Origin of the sequence: Brucella sp. MAB-22 (assembly GCF_025908475.1) — a bacterium.
Taxonomy (GTDB): Bacteria; Pseudomonadota; Alphaproteobacteria; order Rhizobiales; family Rhizobiaceae; genus Brucella; species Brucella anthropi.
This window is the reverse complement of sequence record NZ_CP109782.1, coordinates 1413227-1435950: the sequence shown is the minus strand read 5'-3', so window position 1 is coordinate 1435950 and position 22724 is coordinate 1413227. Positions and strand designations below refer to the sequence as shown.

Below are 22724 nucleotides of genomic sequence, written 5' to 3'. Positions count from 1 at the left end.
TCGACCTCACTCAAATTCCATAATCAGTTCATCCACGGCGAGACTTGCACCTGCTTCCGCCGTAATGCGCTTTACGGTAGCACGGCGTTCCGCTCGCAGCACGTTTTCCATCTTCATGGCTTCTACGGTGGCCAGCGGCTGACCAGCCTCGACAGTTTCACCATCCTTGACGAGGATCGACGTGATGACGCCGGGCATCGGACAAAGCAACATTTTCGAAGTGTCTGGCGGCAGCTTTATCGGCATGAGTTTCGCCAGTTCTGCAATGCGTGGTTTGCGGACATGAATGACGACATCCATGCCGCGCCAGCGTAGGCGCCAGCCAGTGCCCACGCGCGAAACCTTGATGGCAATGGGCTTGCCGCCAACGGTAAATGAGCCCAGATGGCTACCGGGATGCCAGTCGCTGGCAACTGGCAGGCTGCCGCCATCCACGAAATTGATCGTCGTTCCGCCTTCGCCTTCCACAATGCGAACCGGCAGGGTGAACCCGCCAAGTGCCGCCACCCAATCAGTCGCGACCGATTGCTTTTCGCTGGAAATCCGTCCGGTAATCTGCATGTTGCGTTGCTCGATGGCCAGATTGATCTGGCTGGCAACTGCAGCAAGTACGCGCGCATCCTCTTCCGAAACCTGAACACCGGCGAAGCCGTCCGGATATTCCTCGGCGATGAATGCGGTTGTGATTGCGCCCTCGCGAAAGCGCGGATGATCCATCACTGCCGAGAGGAAGGGTAGGTTGTGGCCAATACCTTCAACTTCGAACGCATCCAGTGCATCTCCCATCGCCTCTATGGCACTGGCGCGATCCGGCCCCCAGGTGCAGAGCTTTGCGATCATCGGATCATAATACATCGAAATTTCGCCACCTTCGAACACGCCGGTGTCGTTGCGCACGATTGTACCATCCGGGTTGCGGCCTTCGACGGGTGGGCGATAGCGCGTCAATCTGCCGATCGAAGGCAGGAAGTTGCGATATGGATCTTCCGCATAGAGGCGGCTTTCCATAGCCCAGCCGTTGAGTTTAACGTCCGTCTGACCGAAACGGAGCTTTTCGCCCGATGCAACGCGGATCATTTCTTCCACGAGGTCGATACCGGTGATGAGTTCCGTCACCGGGTGTTCGACCTGCAAGCGCGTATTCATTTCAAGGAAGTAGAAGTTGCGGCTACCATCGACAATAAATTCCACCGTGCCTGCGGAGTAATAGCCGACGGCTTTTGCGAGAGCCACGGCTTGTTCGCCCATGGCTTTGCGGGTGGCTTCATCAAGGAATGGCGAAGGCGCCTCTTCAATGACCTTCTGGTTGCGGCGCTGGATGGAGCATTCGCGTTCGCCGAGATAGACGACGTTGCCGTGCTGGTCGCCCAGAACCTGAATCTCGATATGGCGCGGCTGGGTAACGAATTTTTCGATGAAGATGCGGTCGTCGCCGAAAGAAGACTTGGCCTCATTGCGCGAAAGCTGGAAACCTTCGCGGGCTTCGTCGTCGTTCCACGCGATACGCATGCCCTTGCCGCCACCGCCGGCGGATGCCTTGATCATGACCGGGTAGCCGATGGATGTGGAAATGCGAACCGCCTCGTCGGCGTCTTCGATCAAACCCATATGACCAGGTACGGTGGAAACTCCGGCTTCGGAGGCAAGCTTCTTCGAGGTGATCTTGTCGCCCATGGCCTCAATTGCGTTTACGGGCGGCCCTATGAAGGTGACATTGGCGACCTTCAATGCTTCGGCAAAGCGCGGGTTTTCCGAAAGGAAACCATAGCCGGGATGCACGGCATCCGCGCCGGTTTCCTTGATCGCCGCCAGAATCTTGTCGATGACGATATAGGACTGATTGGATGGCGCTGGTCCGATGTGCACTGCTTCGTCAGCCATTTTGACATGCAGGGCATTGCGGTCGGCGTCGGAATAAACAGCAACCGTTGCGATACCCATTTTCTTCGCCGTCTTGATGACCCGGCATGCGATTTCGCCGCGATTGGCAATGAGAATTTTCTTGATCATGTGCGTTTACTCAAATGAACCGGGGGATTACAGCGGGATGGTGTCGTGCTTCTTCCACGGCGTGCTTTGCTGCTTATTGCGCAGGCTGGCAAAAGCGCGGGCAATGCGGCGACGCGAGGAATGCGGCATGATGACTTCGTCGATGAACCCACGTTCAGCGGCCACGAACGGATTGGCGAAACGCTCCTCATATTCCTTCGTGCGCCCGGCGATTTTTTCGACATCACCCAGCTCGGAACGATAGAGAATTTCTGTTGCACCCTTGGCACCCATGACGGCGATTTCCGCCGTCGGCCATGCATAATTGATGTCAGCGCCGATATGTTTTGAGGCCATCACGTCATAGGCACCGCCATAGGCTTTGCGAGTGATGAGCGTGACCATGGGGACGGTGGCTTGCGAATAGGCGAAGAGCAGTTTTGCGCCGTGCTTGATGACGCCGCCATATTCTTGCGCCGTGCCGGGCAGGAAGCCCGGAACATCCACAAGGGTCAGGATAGGGATATTGAAGGCGTCGCAAAAGCGAACGAACCGGGCAGCCTTGCGCGATGAATCGATATCGAGGCAACCGGCAAGCACCATGGGCTGGTTTGCAACGACACCGATAGTCTGACCATCCATACGGATGAAGCCGGTAATGATGTTCTTTGCGAAAGCCTCCTGAATTTCAAAGAAATCGCTTTCGTCGGCCAGTGCGTGGATAAGCTCCTTCATGTCGTAGGGCTTGGTGGCGCTGTCTGGGATCAATGTGTCGAGGCGCATTTCCAGTCGCGACGGATCATCGAACACAGGGCGAACAGGCGGCTTTTCGCGATTGTTGAGCGGCAGGAAGTCGAACAGAATGCGGACCTGTTCCAGCGCTTCAATATCGTTCTCATAAGCGCCATCGGCGACTGATGATTTTCGGGTGTGGGTCGAAGCGCCGCCCAGTTCCTCCGCCGTGACAATTTCGTTGGTGACGGTTTTCACCACGTCAGGGCCCGTCACAAACATATAGGAACTGTCACGCACCATGAAGATGAAGTCGGTCATGGCTGGTGAATAGACTGCACCGCCTGCGCAAGGGCCCATAATGACTGAGATTTGCGGCACCACACCAGACGCATCCACATTGCGCTTGAACACGTCGGCATAGCCCGCGAGTGACGCGACGCCTTCCTGAATGCGCGCACCACCGGAATCGTTAAGGCCGATTACCGGCGCGCCGTTCTTCATGGCCATATCCATGATCTTGCAGATTTTCTGCGCATGGGTTTCGGACAATGAGCCGCCCAGAACGGTAAAATCCTGGCTGAACACGTAGACCTGCCGGCCGTTGATCGTACCCCAGCCCGTCACGACGCCGTCGCCAGCGACCTTCTGCTTTTCCATGCCGAAATCGGTGCAGCGATGGGTGACATACATATCGAACTCCTCGAACGATCCTTCGTCGAGAAGCACTTCGATCCTTTCGCGGGCAGTAAGCTTACCTTTGCCATGCTGGGCATCGATACGGCGCTGACCACCGCCAAGGCGGGCTTCCGTACGGCGGGCTTCGAGTTGCTCAAGAAGTTCCTGCATAAAGTCCCCACTTTTGGGCGGCCTTTGGAAGGCGAGTTATGAAACTGAAAAGATAGTCTTTTTCTCCTTCCTGCTTAAAATCCGAAGGCGTTCTGGAAAAGCTTGAAAAGGTGCGATTGTGTAAGATATAAATTTGCAAATAGCGAAATGCGAATTTGCGAAAATGGCACCGAGAAAACTTTATATCGGCAGAAAGATACGCGAAATACGCGAGCAACATAAGGCAACCCAGTCGGGCTTTGCTGAACGCCTCGGTATTTCAACGAGTTATCTCAATCAGATCGAGAATAATCAGCGGCCTGTTTCCGCAGCCGTTTTGCTCGCGCTGGCTGAAAACTACCAGATCGATATAGGCGCCATTTCACTGGGTGATGATGATCGATTGCTTTCAGCTGTTTCCGAGGCACTGGCTGACCCCGTTTTCGACAATTACAAGCCGAACCTGCAGGAACTGAAGCTCATTACGCAAAATGCGCCGGGGCTGGCTCATGCGCTGATTGCCTGCCATCAGGCCTATCGCCGCAACAGCGAACAGCTCGCAAGTCTGGATAATCAGCTGGGTCGCGCTCCGTCTACTGCGGAGCCTGCGCCTTATGAGGAAGTTCGCGACTTTTTCCATTTTATCGACAATTACGTACATGAGATTGATATTGCGGCAGAAAAGCTGGCAGCGGAGCTAAACATTCCGGGTCGGGACATCGGTGTAGCCTTGCCGCAATATATGGCGGAGCACCACCGCGTGCATATTGCGCGGGCCGGGCCGGAGGAGGCAGTCCTGCGCCGGTTCGATCCTGCGGCACGGGTGCTTTATCTCAATCCTTATTCACCCGCTTCGACCCGCAATTTCCAGATTGCGTTCCAGATCGCCGAACTGGAAATGGAAGAACTGGTGAGCACGATTGCTGGACGAGCGGATTTTCGCTCTGCCGAGGCTGTTGAAATTTGCAAGATCGGCTTGCGCAATTATTTCGCCGGGGCGCTGATGCTGCCCTATCAGACATTCCTTTCAGCAGCCAAGGAGCTGCGCCATGATCTGGAGCTGTTGGCATCGCGTTTCGGGGCAAGTCTGGAACAGGTTGCGCATCGGCTTAGCACCTTGCAGCGTTCCGGCCATCGGGGCGTACCGGTGTTTTTTGCTCGCATAGACAGGGCCGGAAACATTACGAAGCGACACAGCGCTGCCAAGCTGCAATTTGCGCGCTATGGTGCTGCGTGCCCGCTATGGAATGTGCATCAGGCATTCGAGACGCCGGGACGGATCATTCGGCAGCTTGCCGAAACGCCGGATGGTGCGCGCTATCTTTGCATTGCGACAGAGCTGACCAAGAGCGAGGGGGGATTTAATGCACCCCAGCGGCGCTACGCTATCGCCCTTGGCTGTGAGGTGGCCTACGCGCAGGATTTTGTCTATGCGGATGGGCTCGACATCGCAGTGCGCTCTGCCTTCGATCCGATTGGCGTTTCCTGCCGTATCTGTGAACGCGCTGAATGTGTGCAGCGCGCCGTTCCGCCGCTTAAAAGCAGATTGGCGGTCGATCACGACCGCCGCGGAATATTGCCTTATCGGCTGCTCTAGATATTTGTTTAACGCGCATCCCGAAAACCGTTTCACACTTTTCGGGATGCGCTCTGAACTTCAGAAGCCTGTATGTTCCTTGAGGAACTCGGTTTCCTCGTGGGTGGTATCGCGACCAAGCACCTTGTTGCGATGGGGAAAGCGTCCAAAGCGTTCGATGATATCGTGATGCTGGCGGGCGAAACCGAGTGAGAACTCGTCGCCGAGCCTTTCATAAAGATCGACGCAGCGCTTCTGGTCGCTCAGATGCTCACTATGCATGAATGGCAGATAGAAGAACTGGCGTTGTTCGGGCGATAGTTTGCGGTCGAAATCGTGGTCGAGCGCCTGTGCCGCCACATCGCGGGCCAGCCCGTCACTTTCAAAAGAACGCGGTGAACCACGGAACATATTGCGCGGAAACTGGTCGAACAGAATGGTGAGCGCAAGCGCGCTTTCTGGCTGCTGTTTCCAGTCTTCAAGCTTGTCGGCGCGCGCATCTTCGTAAGCCGTCAGAAATTTCTCACGAATTTCCGCGTCGATCTCATCACTTTTGCTGAACCAGTTCTCTCGCATCTTCGGCGAGAACCAGAAATCGAGAACGTCCTTGGGTTCGATAGCCATGACAGGCCTCCTTTCTGGTTTTACTGTGCCTTCTGGTTTGTAGCTTCCGGCTGCGGGCAGGGCGGTTCGCCCTTGAAATTGCGCGACATGCAGGCGAATCGATCAAAACTCTTGCCTGTATCCATGGCCGCCTTACCAGCTCCCCCGCATCCGGCAAGAACGGCCAGAGAAATCAGAATAGCGAAGTTTTTCATGGGGGTCCTTTCAGGGGCCATGTGGTCTGCTTCTATAATAGGGATCGTGATCTTCAGTCGCAACAGCGACTCCGATCAACTAGAGCGGTTCCAGTTAAAACGGGTTCACTGGAACCGCTCGCTCTCTTTGTTTTCTCGCATTATCCTACGCAAAACTGCTTCGCACTTTTGCTGGAAATGCTCTAGCCTCTACCACGATAGTTAGGCACGCCTTGTTCCGGTATCCAGACGTTCTGCGGCGCCGCTCCGGTCTGAAAGAAAACGTCTATGGGAATACCGCCACGTGGATACCAGTAGCCGCCGATCCTGAGCCATTCCGGCTCCAGCAGCTCGACGAGGCGCTTGCCGATGGTTACCGTGCAATCCTCGTGAAATGCACCATGATTGCGGAAGGAAAACAGGAACAGTTTCAGAGATTTGCTTTCCACCAGCCACTGGCCGGGAACATAGTCGATGACCAGATGTGCAAAATCCGGCTGTCCCGTCATTGGGCATAGCGAGGTGAATTCAGGTGCGGTGAAGCGCACACAGTAAGGCGTTCCCGCTTGCGGATTTGCGACCCTTTCAAGGATGGCATCTTCCGGATTTTGTGGGATCGAAGCGTTGGAGCCGAGCTGCTTGAGATCGGAATATATTGTCTTTTCAGACATTTGCGTGCCTTTGTTTCAAGCCACGTCGCAGTCTTGCAGCGCTTGATTGCGCTCATCCTTGTTTTGACCGGGTAGGCTGCGACCGGTGGCAAACTGCCAATGACCGGGAGCTAGCAGACCACAACCGTCTCGTAAAGAGCGCAAACAAAAGCCCGCGCATTGAGCGCGGGCACAAGTATCAGGCTGTTCTTGCTGTTCAGCGGCGATCAGAAATGGCGCACCCGATGGCAACACCGATGAGAATGCCGATAATTCCGGCAGTTCCGAAAAGGGTTGTGGCTGTGCCTGGGTTTTCGCGAACCGTTTCGGCAACGACCTGACCGCGTTCACGCACGGCCTGCGCGGCATGACGGAAACGACCGGACGCATCATCCATGACGTCCTCCGCGCGTTCTCTCAGCTCGCCAGAATGTGACGCCAGCGACTTTGAAAGGCGCTTCAGTTCAGTGCGCATATCGGCAATCTGCTTTTCGAGAGCCTGCTGGATTTCGTTCGTGATCTTTTCGTCGGCCATTTGAAGTCTCCGTTGAATTGATGACGATAAAACGAGTGAAAACGCGTTCGGTTCCATGCTGCGACAATGCGGTTAACAAACATGGTAAACCGCTCGTAAACCATTTTAATTTATCATTTTCGAATACAAGAACGATCTGGAGCGGGGCCAGAATGTATATCGAAAAAGATACGTTTGTCGGTGGCTGCGAGCCGGTAGCTGCGCGCGTTGTCCGAGCTGCTCAGTTGGCCCGGCAATGTATTGACCAGCTTCAGTCTGATCATGCTCGTGCACATGCAGAAGCCGCATTGACGCTTTTGCTTGATGATCCTTCCCCGAAAGTTCGCATGGCTATTGCAGATGTGCTTTCGACCAGCGTGCATTCGCCTTTGCATATCGTAACGGCGCTTGCAGCCGATCAACCGGAGGTGGCGGGATATATCCTTGCACGCTCAAAGCTTCTTAGCGACGCTGATCTGATTGATCGTGTGGCCTATAGCGCTCCATCGATGCAGGTTTTGATTGCCGCGCGCCCGCATGTTTCATTCGCAGTCGCGGCGGCAATCGCCGAAGTCGGGAATAATGAAGCTGTTGCTGAAATGCTCTTCAACCGCTGCGCCCGTATCGCCCCCGTTTCGTTTCGGCGCATCAGCGAGCGCTGCGGACATGATGCTGTCGTACGGGAAGCCTTGCTGGCCCATCCGCATCTTCCGGCTGAATGCCGTCATCTACTCGCAGTGAGAGTCGGAGAGGTTCTCCAATCTCTTCCACTGGTGAAATTGCTTCTGGGTCAACGCCGCGCCGATAAGGTTGTAGGCGATGCGACTGCTCGTGCTTCAATGCAACTGGCGGAAAACTGTTCACAAGAAGAACTCCCGGCGCTGGTCGAACATCTGCGTCTGCGCGGTGAAATCACGACCAGTTTTGTTATCCGTGCCGTTGCCGGAGGCCGTATAGATTTCTTCGCCAGCTTGCTGGGCGCGCTTTCCGATCTCGATGATAGGCGGATTTGTGCGATTATTTCGGGCGGACGTCCTGCTGCCCTTGCTGCGCTTCTTCGCTCTTCCGGATTGAGCGATGCCACGCATGCGCCCTTGATTGTTGCCATCGAGGCCTGGCGGGCGGTTGCTGCCGGGCGAAAGCGTATGGGCGCTGCGGAAATATCAGCACTCATGTGCGAGGCTGTCGGGGGCGGCCGATTTGCTGCTGCCAATGACGATCTGGCCGCATTGCTACGTTCGATCCATCTGGAATTCATGCGTGAAACGGCAGGCGACAGACTGAAGGCTATTCCCGCTGCTTGATCAGCCTTCTTGCCGGAAAGGGCGCATAAGGCTGAGGCCATAGCCAACAGCAATGCCAAATATGGCTCCGGCCGCCTTGAAAACAAAGTCTATGAACTCGCCGTGACGCCCAGGTGCCAAACGTTGCATCAGTTCGAAAAGTGCGGCGCAGCCGACTGTCAGCAGAAGAACACCCATCCAGTGGCGAGGGTAGGCGAGGGCGAACAAGGCTCCGACCAGAAAGAAAGCCGCAAACCGCTCTAGATCGACGGGCTCACCTGTCACTGGGCGGAATTTAATCGGGCTGATCGTAACTGCAAGGATGGCCAGAAGTATCATCCAGGCGCCAATGCGCAAAAATCGCTTCATGAAGAGCGCCTTTATTCATCCGTATGATCGCCGGGTGGTTCATCTTGCTTCGGATCGCCACAACGTTGGTACATTCGGTCGGTTATTGACTTTTTCAATGCGTTACCGAATGGCAACTCATAATGGGAAATGACATCGACGCCCATACACCATTTAACGTCGTGAGGCGACAGCGCATAATTGGTTTCGAGAAAACCAAGCGCGTAATTCATGCCTTCGTCGCATTGCTCTGTCTGACAGAAATTACCGTCTCTGGCGAGCTGACGAATCGAACCTTCTCCGATCTTCACGACAATTGGTTCGACGGCAAATGGGGCTGCGCCTATCACAGCGATGACGACAAGTCCGATCAAGGTAAATTTTATAGAGCGCCGCATGAATCGCCATTTGTAACTGGTTTCCGCAAGTTCATAACGCATGAGCGGCAATATGATGGCAAGTCGCAATCCATGGGAAATCAGCGGAAATTAAGGGGTTTCAGCTGAATATCCTTTGGAAAAGCCTTCACCGTTTCTGGCGGTAGGTGAAATTGATTATTCCGGTTTTCGGCCAAATTGTAGCTAAATGTATTTTAGTTCGCATCGGTTTAATGTTGACTTTTACGTAAATGGGGGAGCACAACTTAGCCTCTGAACTCAATTCGGTTTAGAGGCTGGTCCGCTTGATATAAGGCAGGAATGTTGTGGTGCGCGAATATTATACGATCACAGAGTTGACGCGCGAGTTCGGTATTTCAACCCGTACTTTGCGCTTCTACGAAGATGAAGGCCTGATCGCTCCTGTGAGACGTGGCCGCACACGACTGTTCCGTCCCGCCGACCGTCATCTTCTGAAGCAGATTCTGCGTGGCAAGCGGCTTGGTTTTTCGATCGCCGAAATCCACGAAATCATCCAGATGTATCGTGAGCCGCCCGGCGAGACGGGGCAGCTGAAGCTGCTCATGAAGCGCGTTGAGGAAAAACGCGCCGATCTTCGCCAGAAGCGACGCGACATTGAGGAGACACTCGGCGAACTCGACCAGATCGAGGAATCCTGCATCGAGCGTCTTGCCGAACTGGGCGTCAATACCTGATCTGTTTTACTGGGTATCGGGCACCGGTGAGCACATTTGTGCAATATCCTGGACCGTGCTGTTGTTCTCCTGATCGATCTTGCCGCTGAAGACATCATCGAACAGTTTCGCTTTATCCAGTTCCGTCACGACGCAGCCGCAGAACTGCTGGCATAGCTGTTCGCTTCCGTTTTGCAGGCATGCAGCCACACAGGATTGCGTAAACGCTTCTCGCGGTGTTGGCTGCGCCGGAGGCATCAGTTGCGAGAAGACATAAACTAGTGCGATCAGAACTGGTTGATGAATAAGATAAAAAGCCAGACTATGCCTGCCGATGAATGTCAGCGGCTTTTCAAGAAACTGGGGTTTGATCCCGCCAGCCAAGAGCTGAAGCCATCCAAAACGCTGAAACATGCGCGCCGCCGCCATGCCGATAAGGACAGCTCCGAACCAAGGAAACAGCGGCACATAATCGTTCGAACGCGGCGCGACGGTCGAAAGGCCGACCCAGCTGAGCGCGGGATTATTGAAAATATCGGCGCTTGCGTAAAGCGGGGCGCTGATGACCAACGCTGCAATGATCAATATTGCAAAGGCGGGCAGGCGCAGGAAAAGAAGACCGAGCACACTTGCCAGAGCGATCTGGTGAAGGATGCCGAAGAAGATGAAACTGTCCGGCGACATATACCATGTGACTGCTGAAATCGCGGCCGCAGCGATAACGATCTGTGCCAGACGTTTCGCCATTGATTTCCAGCGAATCCCGTTGCCATGCGCCAGAACGAGGCTGAAGCCGACCAGAAACAGGAAGCTTGAAGCAATACAGCGGGCGAAAAGCTTCCAGCCCCCATGGGCAGTTGTGGCAGGTGCCATATAGCCGAAAAACTCAAGATCCCAGCCAAAGTGGTAGATCGCCATGGCGATCAGCGCGATCCCACGCGCAATATCGATGCGACCGAGACGAATCCGGGACGAAGGTGCAATATCCTGGGGCGTGATGTTAGACATGGTTCCTTCCGGCTGGATAGCGCTATCCGGCGTTTTTCGATTCCCGGCAAATCTCTAACACAGGCTTTTGCAACACTATAGTATGCGGTCGCACACGGATTCGTGCTGGCATGGGCACGGACAGAGGGCTGGATATTGGAGAGCTTGATTGTTTTTTAGTCTGTCGAAGATTTTCTGGCTGTTTTTCCAACCTGTTACGATAATTCTCGTTCTTGTCCTGATTGCTTTTCTGGCCATGTGGCGAGGTTCTCGACGGCTCAGTATGAGTGTGCTGGGGTTGTCTATCGCCATTCTGTTTTTTGCGGCTTTCACCACACTGGGTTCTGTTCTGCTTGCCCCGCTGGAGGATCGTTTCGCGAAGCCGGATGCAATGCCACAACATGTGGATGGGATCGTTGTTCTTGGCGGCTATATGAATGGTGACATCAATGCCGGGCGCAAAGGTTTCGAGTTGAATAGCGCGGCCGACCGCATTTTCGAAGCGATGCGGCTGGCGAGATTATATCCAGACGCCAGGGTTATTGTTTCCGGAGGTGATGGAGCCTTTTTCGAAGAATCCGTCAAAGAGGCAGATAGCACGCGGCAGATGCTGGTAGATCTCGGCTTTTCCGGCGAACGTTACATCTATGAAAACAAGTCTCGGAACACGGTTGAGAATGCAATTTTCTCGAAAGAACTGGCCCAGCCCAAACCCGGCGAAACGTGGCTTCTGGTGACTTCTGCATATCATATGCCGCGATCCGTTGGCTGCTTTCGCAAGGCGGATTTCGATGTTGTCGCCTGGCCGGTAGACTACAAGACGCGCGCCAGCGAGCGTTTTGCCCTTTATCTCGAATCCCCGAATGAAGCGCTTTCGCGGTTCAGCGTGGCCATGCGTGAGTGGGTAGGACTTGCCGCTTACTGGTTGGCGGGTAAGACAGATATGCTTCTACCTCAACCCTGATGCCGCATTTCTGCCGTCACTTTAAAGCTTTTGTTAAGGTTATCTATTGGTAACTGATTGATAAAGAAAGCTTTCATGAGGTGGATGTTCAATCCAGAAAATTTATCGCCACAATTCAGTCGCTTTTCGCCGTTGCGTTCCGTTGTTCACGAAGCTATATGATCGGTAACAGCGTTGTGAAGGACGCTGTGTAAAAGAGTTGCACAACAAGGTTGCCAAAATCTCCATGGACGAAACCGTTCAAAAATCCTGCTGGGGCGTTACGCTCTGGGCAGTCGTTGGTCTCGCTGCTGTCATCCTCATGGCCTATCTGTTCTCCGTCTAGAGCATGTCTCCCGAAAGTGGGAACCGGTTTCGGGATAAAGACATGCGTGAAAACAAACGGATAGAGCATTTCCAATGAATCAAACAAAACAGGAAATGCTCTAGAAGTCAGGCGGCGTTACGTATTCCGGAAATTTGATGCCGCATTTCAGCATTCCGTTTGCGTTGATCCTTTCCTACACTATCTGATAGAGATACGCGGTTTCTGCGTTAGCGACTTTTTGCCGATTTTTGTCTAGAATGGACGATCAGGCAAATCGCGGGCGACGCTGCGATCAGGAATCAATCAGCCTTATGACGGCTGCAGAAGGTGTGGAATGTTTCTGTCGGTTTTCGATCTTTACAAGATTGGCATTGGGCCTTCCAGTTCGCATACGATGGGCCCGATGACGGCTGCGCGCATGTTTCTCAATGAAATTATAGGCGGAAACTGGCCACGGCCTGCGCATTCGAAAATCCACCGGTTGAAAGCGAGCCTGCACGGCTCTCTTGCTTATACCGGCGTCGGGCATGCGACGGATCGTGCCGTCATTCTGGGGCTCTGCGGTCATCTGCCGGATACGATTGATCCCGACATTATGGACGTTGAAGTTGAGAAGGTGTTCGCCGAGAAGAAGGTGAAACCCGATGGGCATCCGGCCTATCATTTCGATCCGAAGGTCGATCTCGTACTGGATCGGAAGACTCCTTTGCCGGGGCACGCCAACGGCATGGCTTTCTCAGCATTCGATGCCGATGACAATCTTCTCTTGCGTCGGGCATACTTTTCCATCGGTGGCGGTTTTGTCGTGACGGAAGAAGAGCTGAGCCGCGTTCAGCGCAGCGGTGCAAAGCAGGACGACAGGGCTGATGTGCCGTTTCCATTCCGTAGTGCCGCTGAGATGCTTGAGATGGCCCATGACAGCGGGCTGTCGATCGCCGAAATGAAGCGGGCTAATGAAGAAAAGCATATGGCACGCGGTGATCTGGATAATGGTCTCGATCGTATTTGGGGGGCCATGCGTGGCTGTATCGAGCGTGGACTGAGCCGGGACGGTGTCATGCCGGGCGGCCTGAATGTCCGTCGTCGTGCGCGACAGCTTCATGATAAGCTTCAGGATGACTGGCGCAACAATCGCAGCAACCCGCTTCTGGCAAATGACTGGCTTTCGGTTTACGCGATGGCGGTCAATGAAGAAAACGCGTCCGGCGGCCGGGTAGTCACCGCACCGACAAATGGTGCTGCAGGCGTTGTACCGGCGGTTCTGCGCTATTACTTGCATTTTCATGATGATGCCGATGAGAAAGGCATTCGCGATTTTCTCCTGACGTCTGCCGCGATCGGCGGTGTCATCAAGCACAACGCATCGATTTCTGGCGCGGAAGTTGGTTGTCAGGGCGAAGTAGGATCAGCATCGGCAATGGCGGCAGCGGGTCTTGCCGCTGTGCTTGGCGGATCGCCTGAGCAAATTGAAAATGCTGCTGAAATTGCGCTCGAGCACCATCTTGGCATGACCTGCGACCCGGTTGCCGGGCTTGTGCAGGTGCCGTGCATTGAACGTAATGCGCTTGGTGCGGTGAAGGCGGTGACCGCAGCGTCACTTGCTGTAAAGGGCGACGGCAAGCATTTTGTACCTCTCGACGCTTGTATCGAGACAATGCGCCAGACCGGTCACGATATGAGCGAGCGTTACAAGGAAACCAGTCAGGGCGGTCTCGCCGTCAACGTGGTCGCCTGTTGATTCGCAATTCTGGGCGGAATGCGATGCTTCAGGCTTGAAGCGCGCATTCGTCTTGGCTAAATCACCCCTATGGCTCTCAATCTCGTCAAACTTTGTGTCGGCTGCGACAGTATCGAAGATCTCGCGGCTTGGATCGATTTCCGTCTCGCTGAACAGCGTGCGGCCGGTTTGGTGCCGGAACAGTTTCACACAACGAGAATGGTTCCGAAACGGATCGATGAGCTGCTGGAAGGTGGCTCGCTCTACTGGGTTATCAAGGGCAACGTCCAATGCCGTCAGCGCCTGCTGGATGTTCGTCCATTTACAGATGAGCAGGGTATCAATCGCTGTCACCTTGTTCTCGAACCCAAGGTCATTCCGACAGAGTGGCAGCCACGCCGCGCTTTTCAGGGTTGGCGCTATCTGGTTGAAAATGAAGTCCCGCATGATGAAGCCGCGGGTAAAGCGGGCAGGGCTGCCTTGCCGGCAGAATTGCGCCAGGAGCTGGCGGCTCTGGGATTGCTTTGAAGATTGATACACTCATGAAAAAGGGCCTGCCGGTTAACCGGCAGGCCCTTTTTCATTTCATCTGGTGTTCATTCAGTTTTCTATCGTCAGGCGCACAGAAACTCGGTCGAAATTCACCGGCAGGGTCATCCGCATGGAAGCCCGTGGTTGAACCAACCGCTTGTTACGTGCTGCATGACAGACGAGCAGCCCGACCAGATCTTTGGTCTGAAAGCCGGTGCCTCGCCTTACATCGGCAATTCGCAGGGCAGCCTGCTTGAGGCCTTGCACCGAGAACAATGCACCGAAGGCTGAAGTCTTGCCTTCATCCTGTGTCCAGTCGGCCGTTTTGAACGGCGGCTGGCCGAAAGTTTCTCTCATATTTGACATCTCGAAACCCTCTACGCACTACAAATTCGGGTTTGAAGCTGGCAACGAGGGGGCAGAACCCCTCGCAATCGATTAGTTCGCGACTGCATAGCAGCCGAAGTTTTTCTTCTTCAGCGAGGCGCAGGCATCCCAAGCAGCCTGCTTGGAGGAGAAGCCAACAAAGCGCGCGCGGTAGAAAGTTGCGCTACCCTTGTTGAAGGTCTCGGTATAGGGCGACGCCGCACGCAGCGTGCCACCTGCTGTGGCAGAAGCCTTGGCAAGCATGTCCCGCGCCTGACCTTCGCTCGGGAGGGAGCCGATCTGGATTGCCCAGCCACCGGCAGCAGGAGCTGAGGCGGTTGTGACCGGATCGACTTCCTGAGCCTGTGCAGACGGGACGGCGGCCTTTGGTGTGGGGCGGATCGCAGCCTGTGCGGCCAGCGCAGCAGGACGCGCGGTCGGTGCTGCAAGTGCCAGAACCTGAGGCTGGTCGCTATCGCCTTCACCGCTTTCGTTGTTGATGATGTCGTCCACGGCTGCAACCTGACGGGTTACAGGAACAGGGGCATTCTTGGCCTTGGGAAGATCGATCGAAGCAACGACCTGCGGTGCATCGTTGCGCATGGCGACGAGCGGTGCAGCGTTACGGCTACGCGTTGCCATAGGAAGATATTTGCGGATGAGCTGAGTCATATGGGCGTCGCGGCTAGCACCGGTATTGCCGCCCATGACCACCGCTACGAGCCTGCGGCCATCCAGGCTGACTGAAGAAGCCAGATTGTAACCGGATGCATTGGTGTAGCCGGTCTTGATGCCGTCCACGCCCTCAACGCGACCGAGCAAACGGTTGTGACCGTTGATGGTCTGTCCGCGGAAAACGAAGCTGCGGCGGGAGAAATAGGAGAATTCGTTCGGGAAATGCTGGCGAAGTGCGATGCTGAGGATCGCCATGTCGCGTGCAGTCGTATGCTGCGCCATGTTCGGCAGACCCGATGCGTTACGGAAGGTCGTGTTACGCATGCCAAGACGACGAGCCTTTGCTGTCATCATCTGCGCAAACCGCTCTTCGGAGCCGCCGATATATTCGCCGACGGCAGTTGCCACGTCGTTGGCTGACTTTGTGATCATGGCCAGCGCTGCATCTTCAGCACGAATGCTTTGCCCCGAACGGAAGCCGATTTTTGTAGGCGGGCGCGCAGCTGCATAGGCGGACACCGGGATACGCGTGTCCTTGTTCATGCGCCCTGCCTGCATTGCCTCGAAAAGCATATACAGAGTCATCATTTTGGTGAGGGAAGCTGGATAGCGCTGTGCATCCGCATTCGAGGCAAACAGCGTTTTGCCGGTGTTCGCATCGATCACGATCGCTGCATATCTATCGCTAGCCGCTATCGCCGGTATCGTTGTCGAAGCTGTCGAACACCCCGTTACAACTGCAAGAAGAAGGGTGGCTTGCGCCGCTCTTTTCAAGGCATATGCGACTTTACTAAATGCGGTACGCACGATGATGACCTACCTGTATCCCGGATTTTTTGAACTGCGACACAAAAGGCACACAGCGTCTAATTCGGTGATCCTACTGCCATCAGCGTTACCAATCCGTTTATGGTAACCGTGTTGTTCATAAATTTCGGAAAAATTTTGAGGAAGCCGTAACGCTGACAGTCCGTTCAGACCCGATGCGTTAAGAACGTTCACGCAGATGTGTCAATGAAATGCGCTGTTCGTATCAGGGGAAGGCAGTGGTGTCACAACACAAAAAAAACCCGCTTGCGCGAGTTTAGTTTTGCTGCTGCCTTGTTTGGGTGGAAGGGGAGAGGCAGCCTCTAGAAATGAGCGGGTTTTAAAAAGTATGTTCTGTTAGTAGCCCTAATGCATTCATTAATGTTTTGATTATGTGAGAAAATTAGTACTTTTTTCGTATTCGTGAAACCGCAATTTGTGTTCCGCTTTTTATAGGGTCGAGTTTATTAGGTTCAATTATTAGTACCTATATTATTTGGCAGCGAAGTGCTCCGGCTATTTTACATAGAGCTGTTTTGTCATGACCTATCGTTCGGACGACGCCATATAACTGTGTCAAGCCTCGTTATTGCAATAAGTCCCGGTTGCAAGTGCCAATGAAGGGCTTAAAATCACCACATGACGACCTACATAATAGGGCAAGTTGGGTCAGGCAGATGGGCATCCGGGTAATAGGTTTCATGAGGCATCTCGATATAGTCATGCAAAGCAAGACTGACGGCGGAAATGGTCCGGAAAACGGCACCGTTGTAGTTACGCGTACACAGCCGAAAACCAAGAAGCCCAGCCTCTATCGTGTCCTGCTCCTCAATGACGACTACACACCCATGGAGTTCGTCGTTCATGTCCTGCAGCGGTTTTTCCAGAAGAACCAGGATGATGCCACGCGCATCATGCTGCATGTTCACAATCACGGGGTCGGCGAGTGCGGCGTATTTACATACGAAGTCGCCGAAACCAAAGTTAGCCAGGTCATGGATTTCGCCCGCCAAAACCAGCATCCGCTGCAATGCGTGATGGAGAAAAAGTGAGGTCATATGCCATCGTTCTCCCCAAGCCTTGAAAGGGCCCTGCATCAAGCCCTCACAATTGCAAACGAGCGGCATCACGAATATGCGACGCTCGAACATCTTTTGCTTGCCTTGATCGACGATCAGGATGCGGGCGCAGTGATGCGTGCCTGCAGCGTCGACCTTGAGCATCTCAAACGTATCGTTACCGACTATATTGATCGCGAACTTGATAATCTCGTCACGGGTTATGACGAAGATTCCAAGCCAACTGCCGCTTTCCAGCGCGTCATTCAGCGCGCGGTCATTCATGTACAGTCCTCGAACCGCGAGGAAGTAACCGGTGCCAACGTGCTGGTTGCCATTTTTGCGGAACGGGAAAGTCATGCTGCCTATTTCCTCCAGGAGCAGCAGATGACACGTTATGATGCCGTGAACTATATTTCGCATGGCATCTCCAAGCGCCCGCAGAACAGCGAAACTCGCCCGCCGCGCGGCGCAGAGAGCGCAAGTGAAGAACGCACTAGCACAGAACAGGAAGAAAGCGCCAAGAAGAAGCAGGACGCCCTGTCTGCCTATTGCGTCAATCTGAATGAGAAGGCCAAGGCCGGGCGTATCGATCCGCTGATCGGTCGTGACAGCGAAATCAGCCGCACCATTCAGGTGCTCTGCCGTCGTTCGAAGAACAACCCGCTTTATGTGGGTGATCCCGGCGTCGGCAAGACTGCGATTGCCGAAGGTCTTGCCAAGCGGATCGTTGAAGGACAGGTGCCTGAAGCGCTTGCCGATGCGACGATATTCTCGCTCGACATGGGCACACTTCTGGCTGGCACCCGCTATCGCGGTGACTTCGAAGAGCGTCTGAAGCAGGTCGTCAAGGAGCTCGAAGAGTATCCGGGTGCGGTTCTGTTCATCGACGAGATTCATACAGTCATCGGGGCTGGCGCCACTTCGGGCGGCGCGATGGATGCATCGAACCTGTTGAAACCGGCGCTTTCATCGGGTGCTATCCGCTGCATCGGATCGACGACCTATAAGGAATATCGTCAGTTCTTCGAGAAAGACCGTGCCTTGGTGCGTCGCTTCCAGAAGATAGATGTCAATGAGCCTTCGATCCCGGATGCGATTGAAATCATGAAGGGGCTGAAGCCCTATTTCGAGGATTTCCATAAGGTCAAGTACACGGTCGATGCCATCAAGACGGCAGTGGAACTTTCTGCGCGTTATATTTCGGATCGCAAATTGCCAGACAAGGCAATTGATGTGATTGACGAAACAGGTGCCAGCCAGATGCTATTGCCTGAGAACAAGCGCAAGAAGACCATCGGCGTGAAGGAAATCGAAGCGACAATCGCAACGATGGCCCGTATTCCGCCGAAGTCGGTATCGAAGGATGATGAGCAGGTTCTCTCGCATCTGGATGCTGAACTGAAGCGTGTCGTTTACGGTCAGGATTTGGCCATCGAAGCGCTGTCAGCGTCGATCAAGCTCGCCCGTGCGGGATTGCGCGAACCGGACAAGCCAATCGGCTCGTACCTGTTCTCCGGCCCGACCGGCGTCGGCAAGACGGAAGTCGCCAAACAGCTGGCAAGTTCGTTGGGCGTGGAACTCCTGCGTTTCGATATGTCGGAATATATGGAGCGTCACACCGTATCGCGGCTCATCGGTGCGCCTCCCGGCTATGTTGGCTTCGATCAGGGCGGACTCCTGACCGATGGCGTCGATCAGCATCCGCATTGCGTGCTGCTGCTTGATGAGATCGAGAAGGCACACCCCGATCTGTTCAACATATTGTTGCAGGTAATGGATCATGGCTCGCTGACCGATCACAACGGCAAGAAGATCGACTTCCGCAATGTGATCCTGATCATGACCACCAATGCCGGTGCGTCGGATATGGCGAAGGCAGCAATCGGCTTCGGTTCCACGCGTCGCGAAGGCGATGACATGGAAGCGATCAACCGCTTGTTCACGCCTGAGTTCCGTAACCGACTGGATGCGATCATTCCGTTCGGTCCGTTGCCGGTTCCCGTCATTCATCAGGTTGTGCAGAAGTTTGTGCTTCAGCTTGAAGCTCAACTTGCTGAGCGCGGCGTGACCTTCGAACTGACCGAAGGCGCAATCGCTTGGCTTGCTGACAAGGGTTACGACGAGCGCATGGGTGCACGTCCGCTTGCCCGGGTTATCCAGGAACACATCAAGAAGCCATTGGCTGATGAAGTGCTCTTCGGGAAACTCAAGCATGGTGGCACGGTCCGGGTGGATGTCGTGACGAAACCGGACGGTAAGACCGATCTTTCGCTGGAAAGCGTGGCTGATAAGCCGGTAAGTCCGAAGAAGGATATTCCGGCTGAGAAGAAGCAGCTGCAACGCAAGAAGGCTGCGCCGAAGAAGGCAGAGAAGGAGAAGGTGCTGGCGGGCAAGGACGAACCGGCGCCGAAATCTTCCTCGAAGTCCTCGGCGGCCAAATCGTCGGTGCCGAAAGTGCCACGTAAGAAGTAACAAGCAAGCGGAACGGCCCTCTCTGAGGGCCGTTTTGTTTTGAGGATGAGGCTGGTGTGAAGGAAAACTGAGGTTTTCCGATCTGAGCGGTAAAAACCAGGTGCAACTTGCTCGGACCTTGCTCTAACGTGACTCTATGCCACCGATTCATTCCGATTATCCTGAGCAAAATTCAGAAGACCATCGTCACCTGCGATGGTTCTTGCGCGGTTGTACACGCATTTGCAGTATTCCTGCTCTATTGTTGATGAGTTCGTTTATCGGTTTTGCGGGACTGGCAATTGAAAGCGGCATCACCGTTGTTCAAGCCGTCTTTATGACGCTGACCATCTGGGCGCTTCCGGCAAAGGTCGTTCTGATCGGAGCGATCAGTGCAGGTGTGGCTTTGCCTACCGCGGCTCTTGCGGTGGGACTTTCGTCCGTGCGTTTGATGCCGATGGTGGTCGCGCTGCTTCCCGAGTTGCAGGGATCGAAAACGCGAAAACTGACGCTCGCTGCTCTGTGTCATTTCGTTGCCGTCACCGCCTGGGTCATGGCCATGGAGGAGCTGCGCAAGATCCCGCGTGATATGCGGACGAGCTATTTTGCGGGGATCGGTATGGTTCTGGTGGGAACCAATGCGATTGTCGTTGCTATCGTCTATTCGTTATCGACGTCTTTTCCGCCAATTGTTTTCGCGGCACTTTTCATGCTGACGCCGATGTATTTTCTGACGTCGCTCTGGCGTTCAGCCAGAGAAAGGGCAGGGCAGGTCGCAATGATTTCCGGGATCGTTCTGTTCCCCATATTTCATCATTTGGCTCCTGGATATGACCTGCTGATCACGGGTGTTCTCGGTGGGCTGATAGCGTTCGGTTTTCACTGGATGCGTCGCGTATCGGTGGGGGCAACTGAATGAACTGGGACAGCTTTTCGACCTGGTGGTGGCCGTTTCTGTTTATCCTGCTGGCTGGAGCGCTTCCAACCTATCTGTTCCGCCTGATGGGAGTGCTGGTTGGTGGGCGCGTGCGGGAGGATTCAGAAGCTCTCGTTTTCGTGCGCTGCGTCGCGACTGCACTGGTTGCAGGCGTTATCGCGCAGCTTATTCTCTATCCTAATGGAGAACTGGCCAATTCGCCGCTCTGGCTCCGCGCTGGTTCCGCCGCGGCAGGATTTGCCGCCTTTCTCATTACCGGTAAGCGATTGCTCGTCGGTGTACTCGTTGCGGAAATCCTGCTGGTAATCGGCCTGCTTACACTTTGAAAGTGTGAGTCTTATCAGAGCGCTGCACGAATCTTTTCAGCGTTTGCGGAAAGAACTGCCGCGTCTTCCATCTGTCCGGTATGGGGCTTGAGCGCCACGCCTTCAAAGCGCGGGATCACATGAAAGTGCAGATGATAGACGGTCTGGCCGGATGCCGGTTCGTTGAACTGCATGACGGTTACGCCATCGGCATTGAATGCCCTCTTCACGGCCTGCGCGATTTTCTGCACCACTTGAACAACATTCGCGAGGGTTTCCGGCTTGGCATCGAGCAGATTGCGGGAAGCAGTCTTTGGCACAACCAGCGTGTGGCCCGTGCCTTGCGGCATCACATCCATGAAAGCAACGACGTCATCGGTTTCGTAAACACGGGTGGACGGGATTTCGCCGCGCAGAATTTTGGCGAAGATATTGTTGTCGTCATAGGTGGCGGACATGCGATTCTCTCCAATGCGAAAATGTTTGACAGGATCAGACCGTATCAAGTCGCGTTAGGCAAGGTGGATAGAGCGAGCGCATCCCGAAAGGTGTGAAGCGGCTTTCGGATGAGATGCGCGTCAAAACAAGCAGTCAGAGCGCATCCCTGAATGGCGAGTGTTCTTCCAGGGCGTCCTGAATCTGTTCGACTTCGCGACGTTCATGATCGAGATAGTCGCGTACGGCTTTCCGAAAGCCTTCATGAACAATGTAATGCGCTGAATGGGTGGTTACCGGCACATAACCGCGGGCAATTTTGTGCTCGCCCTGTGCTCCGGCTTCCACGACGCTCAGCTTTCGATCAATCGCAAAATCGATTGCCTGATGATAGCAAACCTCGAAATGCAGGTATGGGTGATCTTCGATGCAGCCCCAATGACGGCCGAAAAGTGTATCACCACCGATGAAGTTGATCGCACCGGCAATGTAATGTCCGTTGCGTTTGGCCATGACGAGCAGAATGTCTCCCGCCATGGTTTCGCCGATCCGCGAAAAGAACTGCCTGTTCAGATAGGGCCGTCCCCATTTGCGGCTACCGGTATCCGTATAAAACGCGAAGAAGTCGTCCCAGACGGATTCCGTGAGGTCGCTGCCGGTCAACCAGTCGATTTCGATACCATCCGACAAGGCTTCACGTCGTTCTTTCTTTAACGCCTTGCGTTTCCGAGATACCAGCTCATTCAGAAAATCATCGTAGCTTTTAAAGCCATTGTTTTTAAAATGAAACTGTTGATCCGTGCGATGAAGAAATCCTGCGCGCTCGAGCGCGGTGATCTCATCTGGCAGTGCAAATGTGACATGCGCTGATGAGACGCCGGATTGATCAGCCAGTTCCCGCAGTCCGCCAGCCAGCGCCAGTCGAACGGTTTCGCTTTCATAGGCGATGTGATTGAGGAGGCGCGGACCGGTGGCCGGTGTGAAAGGCACTGCGGCCTGAAATTTTGGATAGTATCGACCACCGGTGCGCTCGAAAGCATCAGCCCATCCATGGTCGAAGACATATTCTCCCTGACTATGCCCCTTGAGATAGTTCGGCACGGCTCCGATGAGGTGGCCCTGATCATCTTCAAGACGTAAATGGCGCGGAAGCCAGCCCGTTTTTCGTGAAACCGAGCCTGATTCTTCCAGAGCCAGCAGGAAGTTGCGGGTAATGAAGGGATTGTAATGCGCGTCCTGCCGGGATGCTCCGACAAGACTGTTCCATTCGTCTGCCGTGAACTCGCTGATATTCTCAACGACACGGAGAACGAAGCTTTGCTCATTCTGCGGATCTTCGTCGTTCACCGCTATTCCTTTGCCGTTATCGCACATATTTTGCGGTGTTCGGCG

General features: G+C 54.5%; 23 protein-coding genes. 10 read left to right on the top strand and 13 right to left on the bottom strand.

The window, feature by feature from the left end; genetic code table 11:
• Positions 1–6: 6 nt before the first annotated feature.
• Positions 7–2010, bottom strand: a complete 2004-nt coding sequence (locus OHI65_RS16445) for an acetyl/propionyl/methylcrotonyl-CoA carboxylase subunit alpha (protein WP_125300192.1) — start codon at positions 2008–2010, stop codon at positions 7–9.
• Positions 2011–2037: 27 nt separating this feature from the next.
• Positions 2038–3570, bottom strand: a complete 1533-nt coding sequence (locus OHI65_RS16440) for an acyl-CoA carboxylase subunit beta (RefSeq protein WP_012091931.1) — start codon at positions 3568–3570, stop codon at positions 2038–2040.
• A gap of 163 nt (positions 3571–3733) precedes the next feature.
• On the opposite strand from OHI65_RS16440, the gene OHI65_RS16435 reads away from it, so the two are divergent.
• Complete coding sequence (locus tag OHI65_RS16435) at positions 3734–5146, top strand: helix-turn-helix domain-containing protein (RefSeq protein WP_010659951.1); 1413 nt, start codon at positions 3734–3736, stop codon at positions 5144–5146.
• Between the two features lie 60 nt (positions 5147–5206).
• Here the strand turns inward: OHI65_RS16435 and OHI65_RS16430 are convergent, their stop codons facing one another.
• From OHI65_RS16430 to OHI65_RS16415, 4 genes are all read right to left on the bottom strand, one after another.
• A complete protein-coding gene (locus OHI65_RS16430; protein ID WP_125300193.1) occupies positions 5207–5749 on the bottom strand; it encodes a DUF924 family protein in 543 nt (180 codons plus the stop codon).
• A gap of 20 nt (positions 5750–5769) precedes the next feature.
• Entirely contained in the window at positions 5770–5943 is a 174-nt protein-coding gene (locus OHI65_RS16425) for a hypothetical protein (protein ID WP_010659953.1), read from the bottom strand.
• A 182-nt stretch (positions 5944–6125) separates the two neighbouring features.
• On the bottom strand, positions 6126–6593 hold the full coding sequence (gene queF, locus OHI65_RS16420) for a preQ(1) synthase (protein ID WP_012091934.1): 468 nt from the start codon (positions 6591–6593) through the stop codon (positions 6126–6128).
• A 196-nt stretch (positions 6594–6789) separates the two neighbouring features.
• Positions 6790–7107: a DUF883 family protein gene (locus OHI65_RS16415; RefSeq protein WP_012091935.1), complete on the bottom strand. Its 318-nt coding sequence runs from the start codon at positions 7105–7107 to the stop codon at positions 6790–6792.
• Positions 7108–7259: 152 nt separating this feature from the next.
• Between OHI65_RS16415 and OHI65_RS16410 the strand changes: the two genes are divergently transcribed.
• Positions 7260–8390 (top strand): DUF2336 domain-containing protein, encoded by a 1131-nt coding sequence (locus tag OHI65_RS16410; protein WP_125300194.1) that lies wholly within the window; start codon positions 7260–7262, stop codon positions 8388–8390.
• On the opposite strand, the gene OHI65_RS16405 is transcribed toward OHI65_RS16410, so the two are convergent.
• Both OHI65_RS16405 and OHI65_RS16400 read right to left on the bottom strand, forming a co-directional pair.
• Entirely contained in the window at positions 8391–8738 is a 348-nt protein-coding gene (locus tag OHI65_RS16405) for a VanZ family protein (RefSeq protein ID WP_010659958.1), read from the bottom strand. It lies immediately after the preceding gene.
• 11 nt (positions 8739–8749) lie between these two features.
• Positions 8750–9115 (bottom strand): hypothetical protein, encoded by a 366-nt coding sequence (locus tag OHI65_RS16400; protein ID WP_029924641.1) that lies wholly within the window; start codon positions 9113–9115, stop codon positions 8750–8752.
• Between the two features lie 308 nt (positions 9116–9423).
• Between OHI65_RS16400 and OHI65_RS16395 the strand changes: the two genes are divergently transcribed.
• Positions 9424–9810 carry a MerR family transcriptional regulator gene (locus OHI65_RS16395; RefSeq protein WP_010659960.1) on the top strand — a complete coding sequence of 129 codons (387 nt, stop codon included), beginning with the start codon at positions 9424–9426 and terminating at the stop codon, positions 9808–9810.
• Between the two features lie 6 nt (positions 9811–9816).
• Here OHI65_RS16395 and OHI65_RS16390 read toward each other — a convergent pair whose 3' ends face one another.
• Complete coding sequence (locus OHI65_RS16390) at positions 9817–10797, bottom strand: heparan-alpha-glucosaminide N-acetyltransferase (RefSeq protein ID WP_125300195.1); 981 nt, start codon at positions 10795–10797, stop codon at positions 9817–9819.
• A 148-nt stretch (positions 10798–10945) separates the two neighbouring features.
• Here OHI65_RS16390 and OHI65_RS16385 point away from each other — a divergent pair, with 148 nt between their 5' ends.
• The 3 genes from OHI65_RS16385 to OHI65_RS16375 all read left to right on the top strand — a co-directional run bounded on the left by OHI65_RS16385 (position 10946) and on the right by OHI65_RS16375 (position 14292).
• Positions 10946–11740 (top strand): YdcF family protein, encoded by a 795-nt coding sequence (locus OHI65_RS16385; protein WP_125300196.1) that lies wholly within the window; start codon positions 10946–10948, stop codon positions 11738–11740.
• A gap of 641 nt (positions 11741–12381) precedes the next feature.
• The gene (locus OHI65_RS16380) at positions 12382–13785 is read left to right on the top strand and encodes an L-serine ammonia-lyase (RefSeq protein WP_012091942.1); all 1404 of its coding nucleotides are present in this window, start codon (positions 12382–12384) and stop codon (positions 13783–13785) included.
• A gap of 69 nt (positions 13786–13854) precedes the next feature.
• A complete protein-coding gene (locus OHI65_RS16375) occupies positions 13855–14292 on the top strand; it encodes a DUF1489 family protein (RefSeq protein WP_125300197.1) in 438 nt (145 codons plus the stop codon).
• Between the two features lie 72 nt (positions 14293–14364).
• Here OHI65_RS16375 and OHI65_RS16370 read toward each other — a convergent pair whose 3' ends face one another.
• Entirely contained in the window at positions 14365–14661 is a 297-nt protein-coding gene (locus tag OHI65_RS16370; RefSeq protein WP_012091944.1) for a hypothetical protein, read from the bottom strand.
• Positions 14662–14733: 72 nt separating this feature from the next.
• A complete protein-coding gene (locus tag OHI65_RS16365) occupies positions 14734–16143 on the bottom strand; it encodes a D-alanyl-D-alanine carboxypeptidase family protein (RefSeq protein WP_012091945.1) in 1410 nt (469 codons plus the stop codon).
• A 722-nt stretch (positions 16144–16865) separates the two neighbouring features.
• Here OHI65_RS16365 and clpS point away from each other — a divergent pair.
• The 4 genes from clpS to OHI65_RS16345 all read left to right on the top strand — a co-directional run bounded on the left by clpS (position 16866) and on the right by OHI65_RS16345 (position 20918).
• The gene (gene clpS, locus OHI65_RS16360) at positions 16866–17195 is read left to right on the top strand and encodes an ATP-dependent Clp protease adapter ClpS (RefSeq protein ID WP_061346484.1); all 330 of its coding nucleotides are present in this window, start codon (positions 16866–16868) and stop codon (positions 17193–17195) included.
• Positions 17196–17201: 6 nt separating this feature from the next.
• A complete protein-coding gene (gene clpA, locus OHI65_RS16355) occupies positions 17202–19676 on the top strand; it encodes an ATP-dependent Clp protease ATP-binding subunit ClpA (protein ID WP_010659969.1) in 2475 nt (824 codons plus the stop codon).
• A 136-nt stretch (positions 19677–19812) separates the two neighbouring features.
• Entirely contained in the window at positions 19813–20574 is a 762-nt protein-coding gene (locus OHI65_RS16350; protein ID WP_125300198.1) for an AzlC family ABC transporter permease, read from the top strand.
• Positions 20571–20918, top strand: a complete 348-nt coding sequence (locus OHI65_RS16345; RefSeq protein WP_012091949.1) for an AzlD domain-containing protein — start codon at positions 20571–20573, stop codon at positions 20916–20918. Before OHI65_RS16350 ends, OHI65_RS16345 begins: the two co-directional genes overlap by 4 nt.
• 14 nt (positions 20919–20932) lie before the next feature.
• Here the strand turns inward: OHI65_RS16345 and OHI65_RS16340 are convergent, their stop codons facing one another.
• Complete coding sequence (locus OHI65_RS16340) at positions 20933–21355, bottom strand: HIT family protein (protein WP_012091950.1); 423 nt, start codon at positions 21353–21355, stop codon at positions 20933–20935.
• A gap of 133 nt (positions 21356–21488) precedes the next feature.
• Entirely contained in the window at positions 21489–22679 is a 1191-nt protein-coding gene (locus OHI65_RS16335) for a GNAT family N-acetyltransferase (RefSeq protein ID WP_040130120.1), read from the bottom strand.
• Between the last annotated feature and the right edge of the window lie 45 nt (positions 22680–22724).

Coding starts and splice junctions, on each gene's coding strand:
- OHI65_RS16445 (WP_125300192.1), bottom strand. CDS start 2,010: ATGATCAAGAAAATTCTCATTGCCAATCGCGGCGAAATCGCATGCCGG.
- OHI65_RS16440 (WP_012091931.1), bottom strand. CDS start 3,570: ATGCAGGAACTTCTTGAGCAACTCGAAGCCCGCCGTACGGAAGCCCGC.
- OHI65_RS16435 (WP_010659951.1), top strand. CDS start 3,734: ATGGCACCGAGAAAACTTTATATCGGCAGAAAGATACGCGAAATACGC.
- OHI65_RS16430 (WP_125300193.1), bottom strand. CDS start 5,749: ATGGCTATCGAACCCAAGGACGTTCTCGATTTCTGGTTCTCGCCGAAG.
- OHI65_RS16425 (WP_010659953.1), bottom strand. CDS start 5,943: ATGAAAAACTTCGCTATTCTGATTTCTCTGGCCGTTCTTGCCGGATGC.
- queF (WP_012091934.1), bottom strand. CDS start 6,593: ATGTCTGAAAAGACAATATATTCCGATCTCAAGCAGCTCGGCTCCAAC.
- OHI65_RS16415 (WP_012091935.1), bottom strand. CDS start 7,107: ATGGCCGACGAAAAGATCACGAACGAAATCCAGCAGGCTCTCGAAAAG.
- OHI65_RS16410 (WP_125300194.1), top strand. CDS start 7,260: ATGTATATCGAAAAAGATACGTTTGTCGGTGGCTGCGAGCCGGTAGCT.
- OHI65_RS16405 (WP_010659958.1), bottom strand. CDS start 8,738: ATGAAGCGATTTTTGCGCATTGGCGCCTGGATGATACTTCTGGCCATC.
- OHI65_RS16400 (WP_029924641.1), bottom strand. CDS start 9,115: ATGCGGCGCTCTATAAAATTTACCTTGATCGGACTTGTCGTCATCGCT.
- OHI65_RS16390 (WP_125300195.1), bottom strand. CDS start 10,797: ATGTCTAACATCACGCCCCAGGATATTGCACCTTCGTCCCGGATTCGT.
- OHI65_RS16380 (WP_012091942.1), top strand. CDS start 12,382: ATGTTTCTGTCGGTTTTCGATCTTTACAAGATTGGCATTGGGCCTTCC.
- OHI65_RS16375 (WP_125300197.1), top strand. CDS start 13,855: ATGGCTCTCAATCTCGTCAAACTTTGTGTCGGCTGCGACAGTATCGAA.
- OHI65_RS16370 (WP_012091944.1), bottom strand. CDS start 14,661: ATGTCAAATATGAGAGAAACTTTCGGCCAGCCGCCGTTCAAAACGGCC.
- clpS (WP_061346484.1), top strand. CDS start 16,866: ATGCAAAGCAAGACTGACGGCGGAAATGGTCCGGAAAACGGCACCGTT.
- clpA (WP_010659969.1), top strand. CDS start 17,202: ATGCCATCGTTCTCCCCAAGCCTTGAAAGGGCCCTGCATCAAGCCCTC.
- OHI65_RS16350 (WP_125300198.1), top strand. CDS start 19,813: ATGCCACCGATTCATTCCGATTATCCTGAGCAAAATTCAGAAGACCAT.
- OHI65_RS16345 (WP_012091949.1), top strand. CDS start 20,571: ATGAACTGGGACAGCTTTTCGACCTGGTGGTGGCCGTTTCTGTTTATC.
- OHI65_RS16340 (WP_012091950.1), bottom strand. CDS start 21,355: ATGTCCGCCACCTATGACGACAACAATATCTTCGCCAAAATTCTGCGC.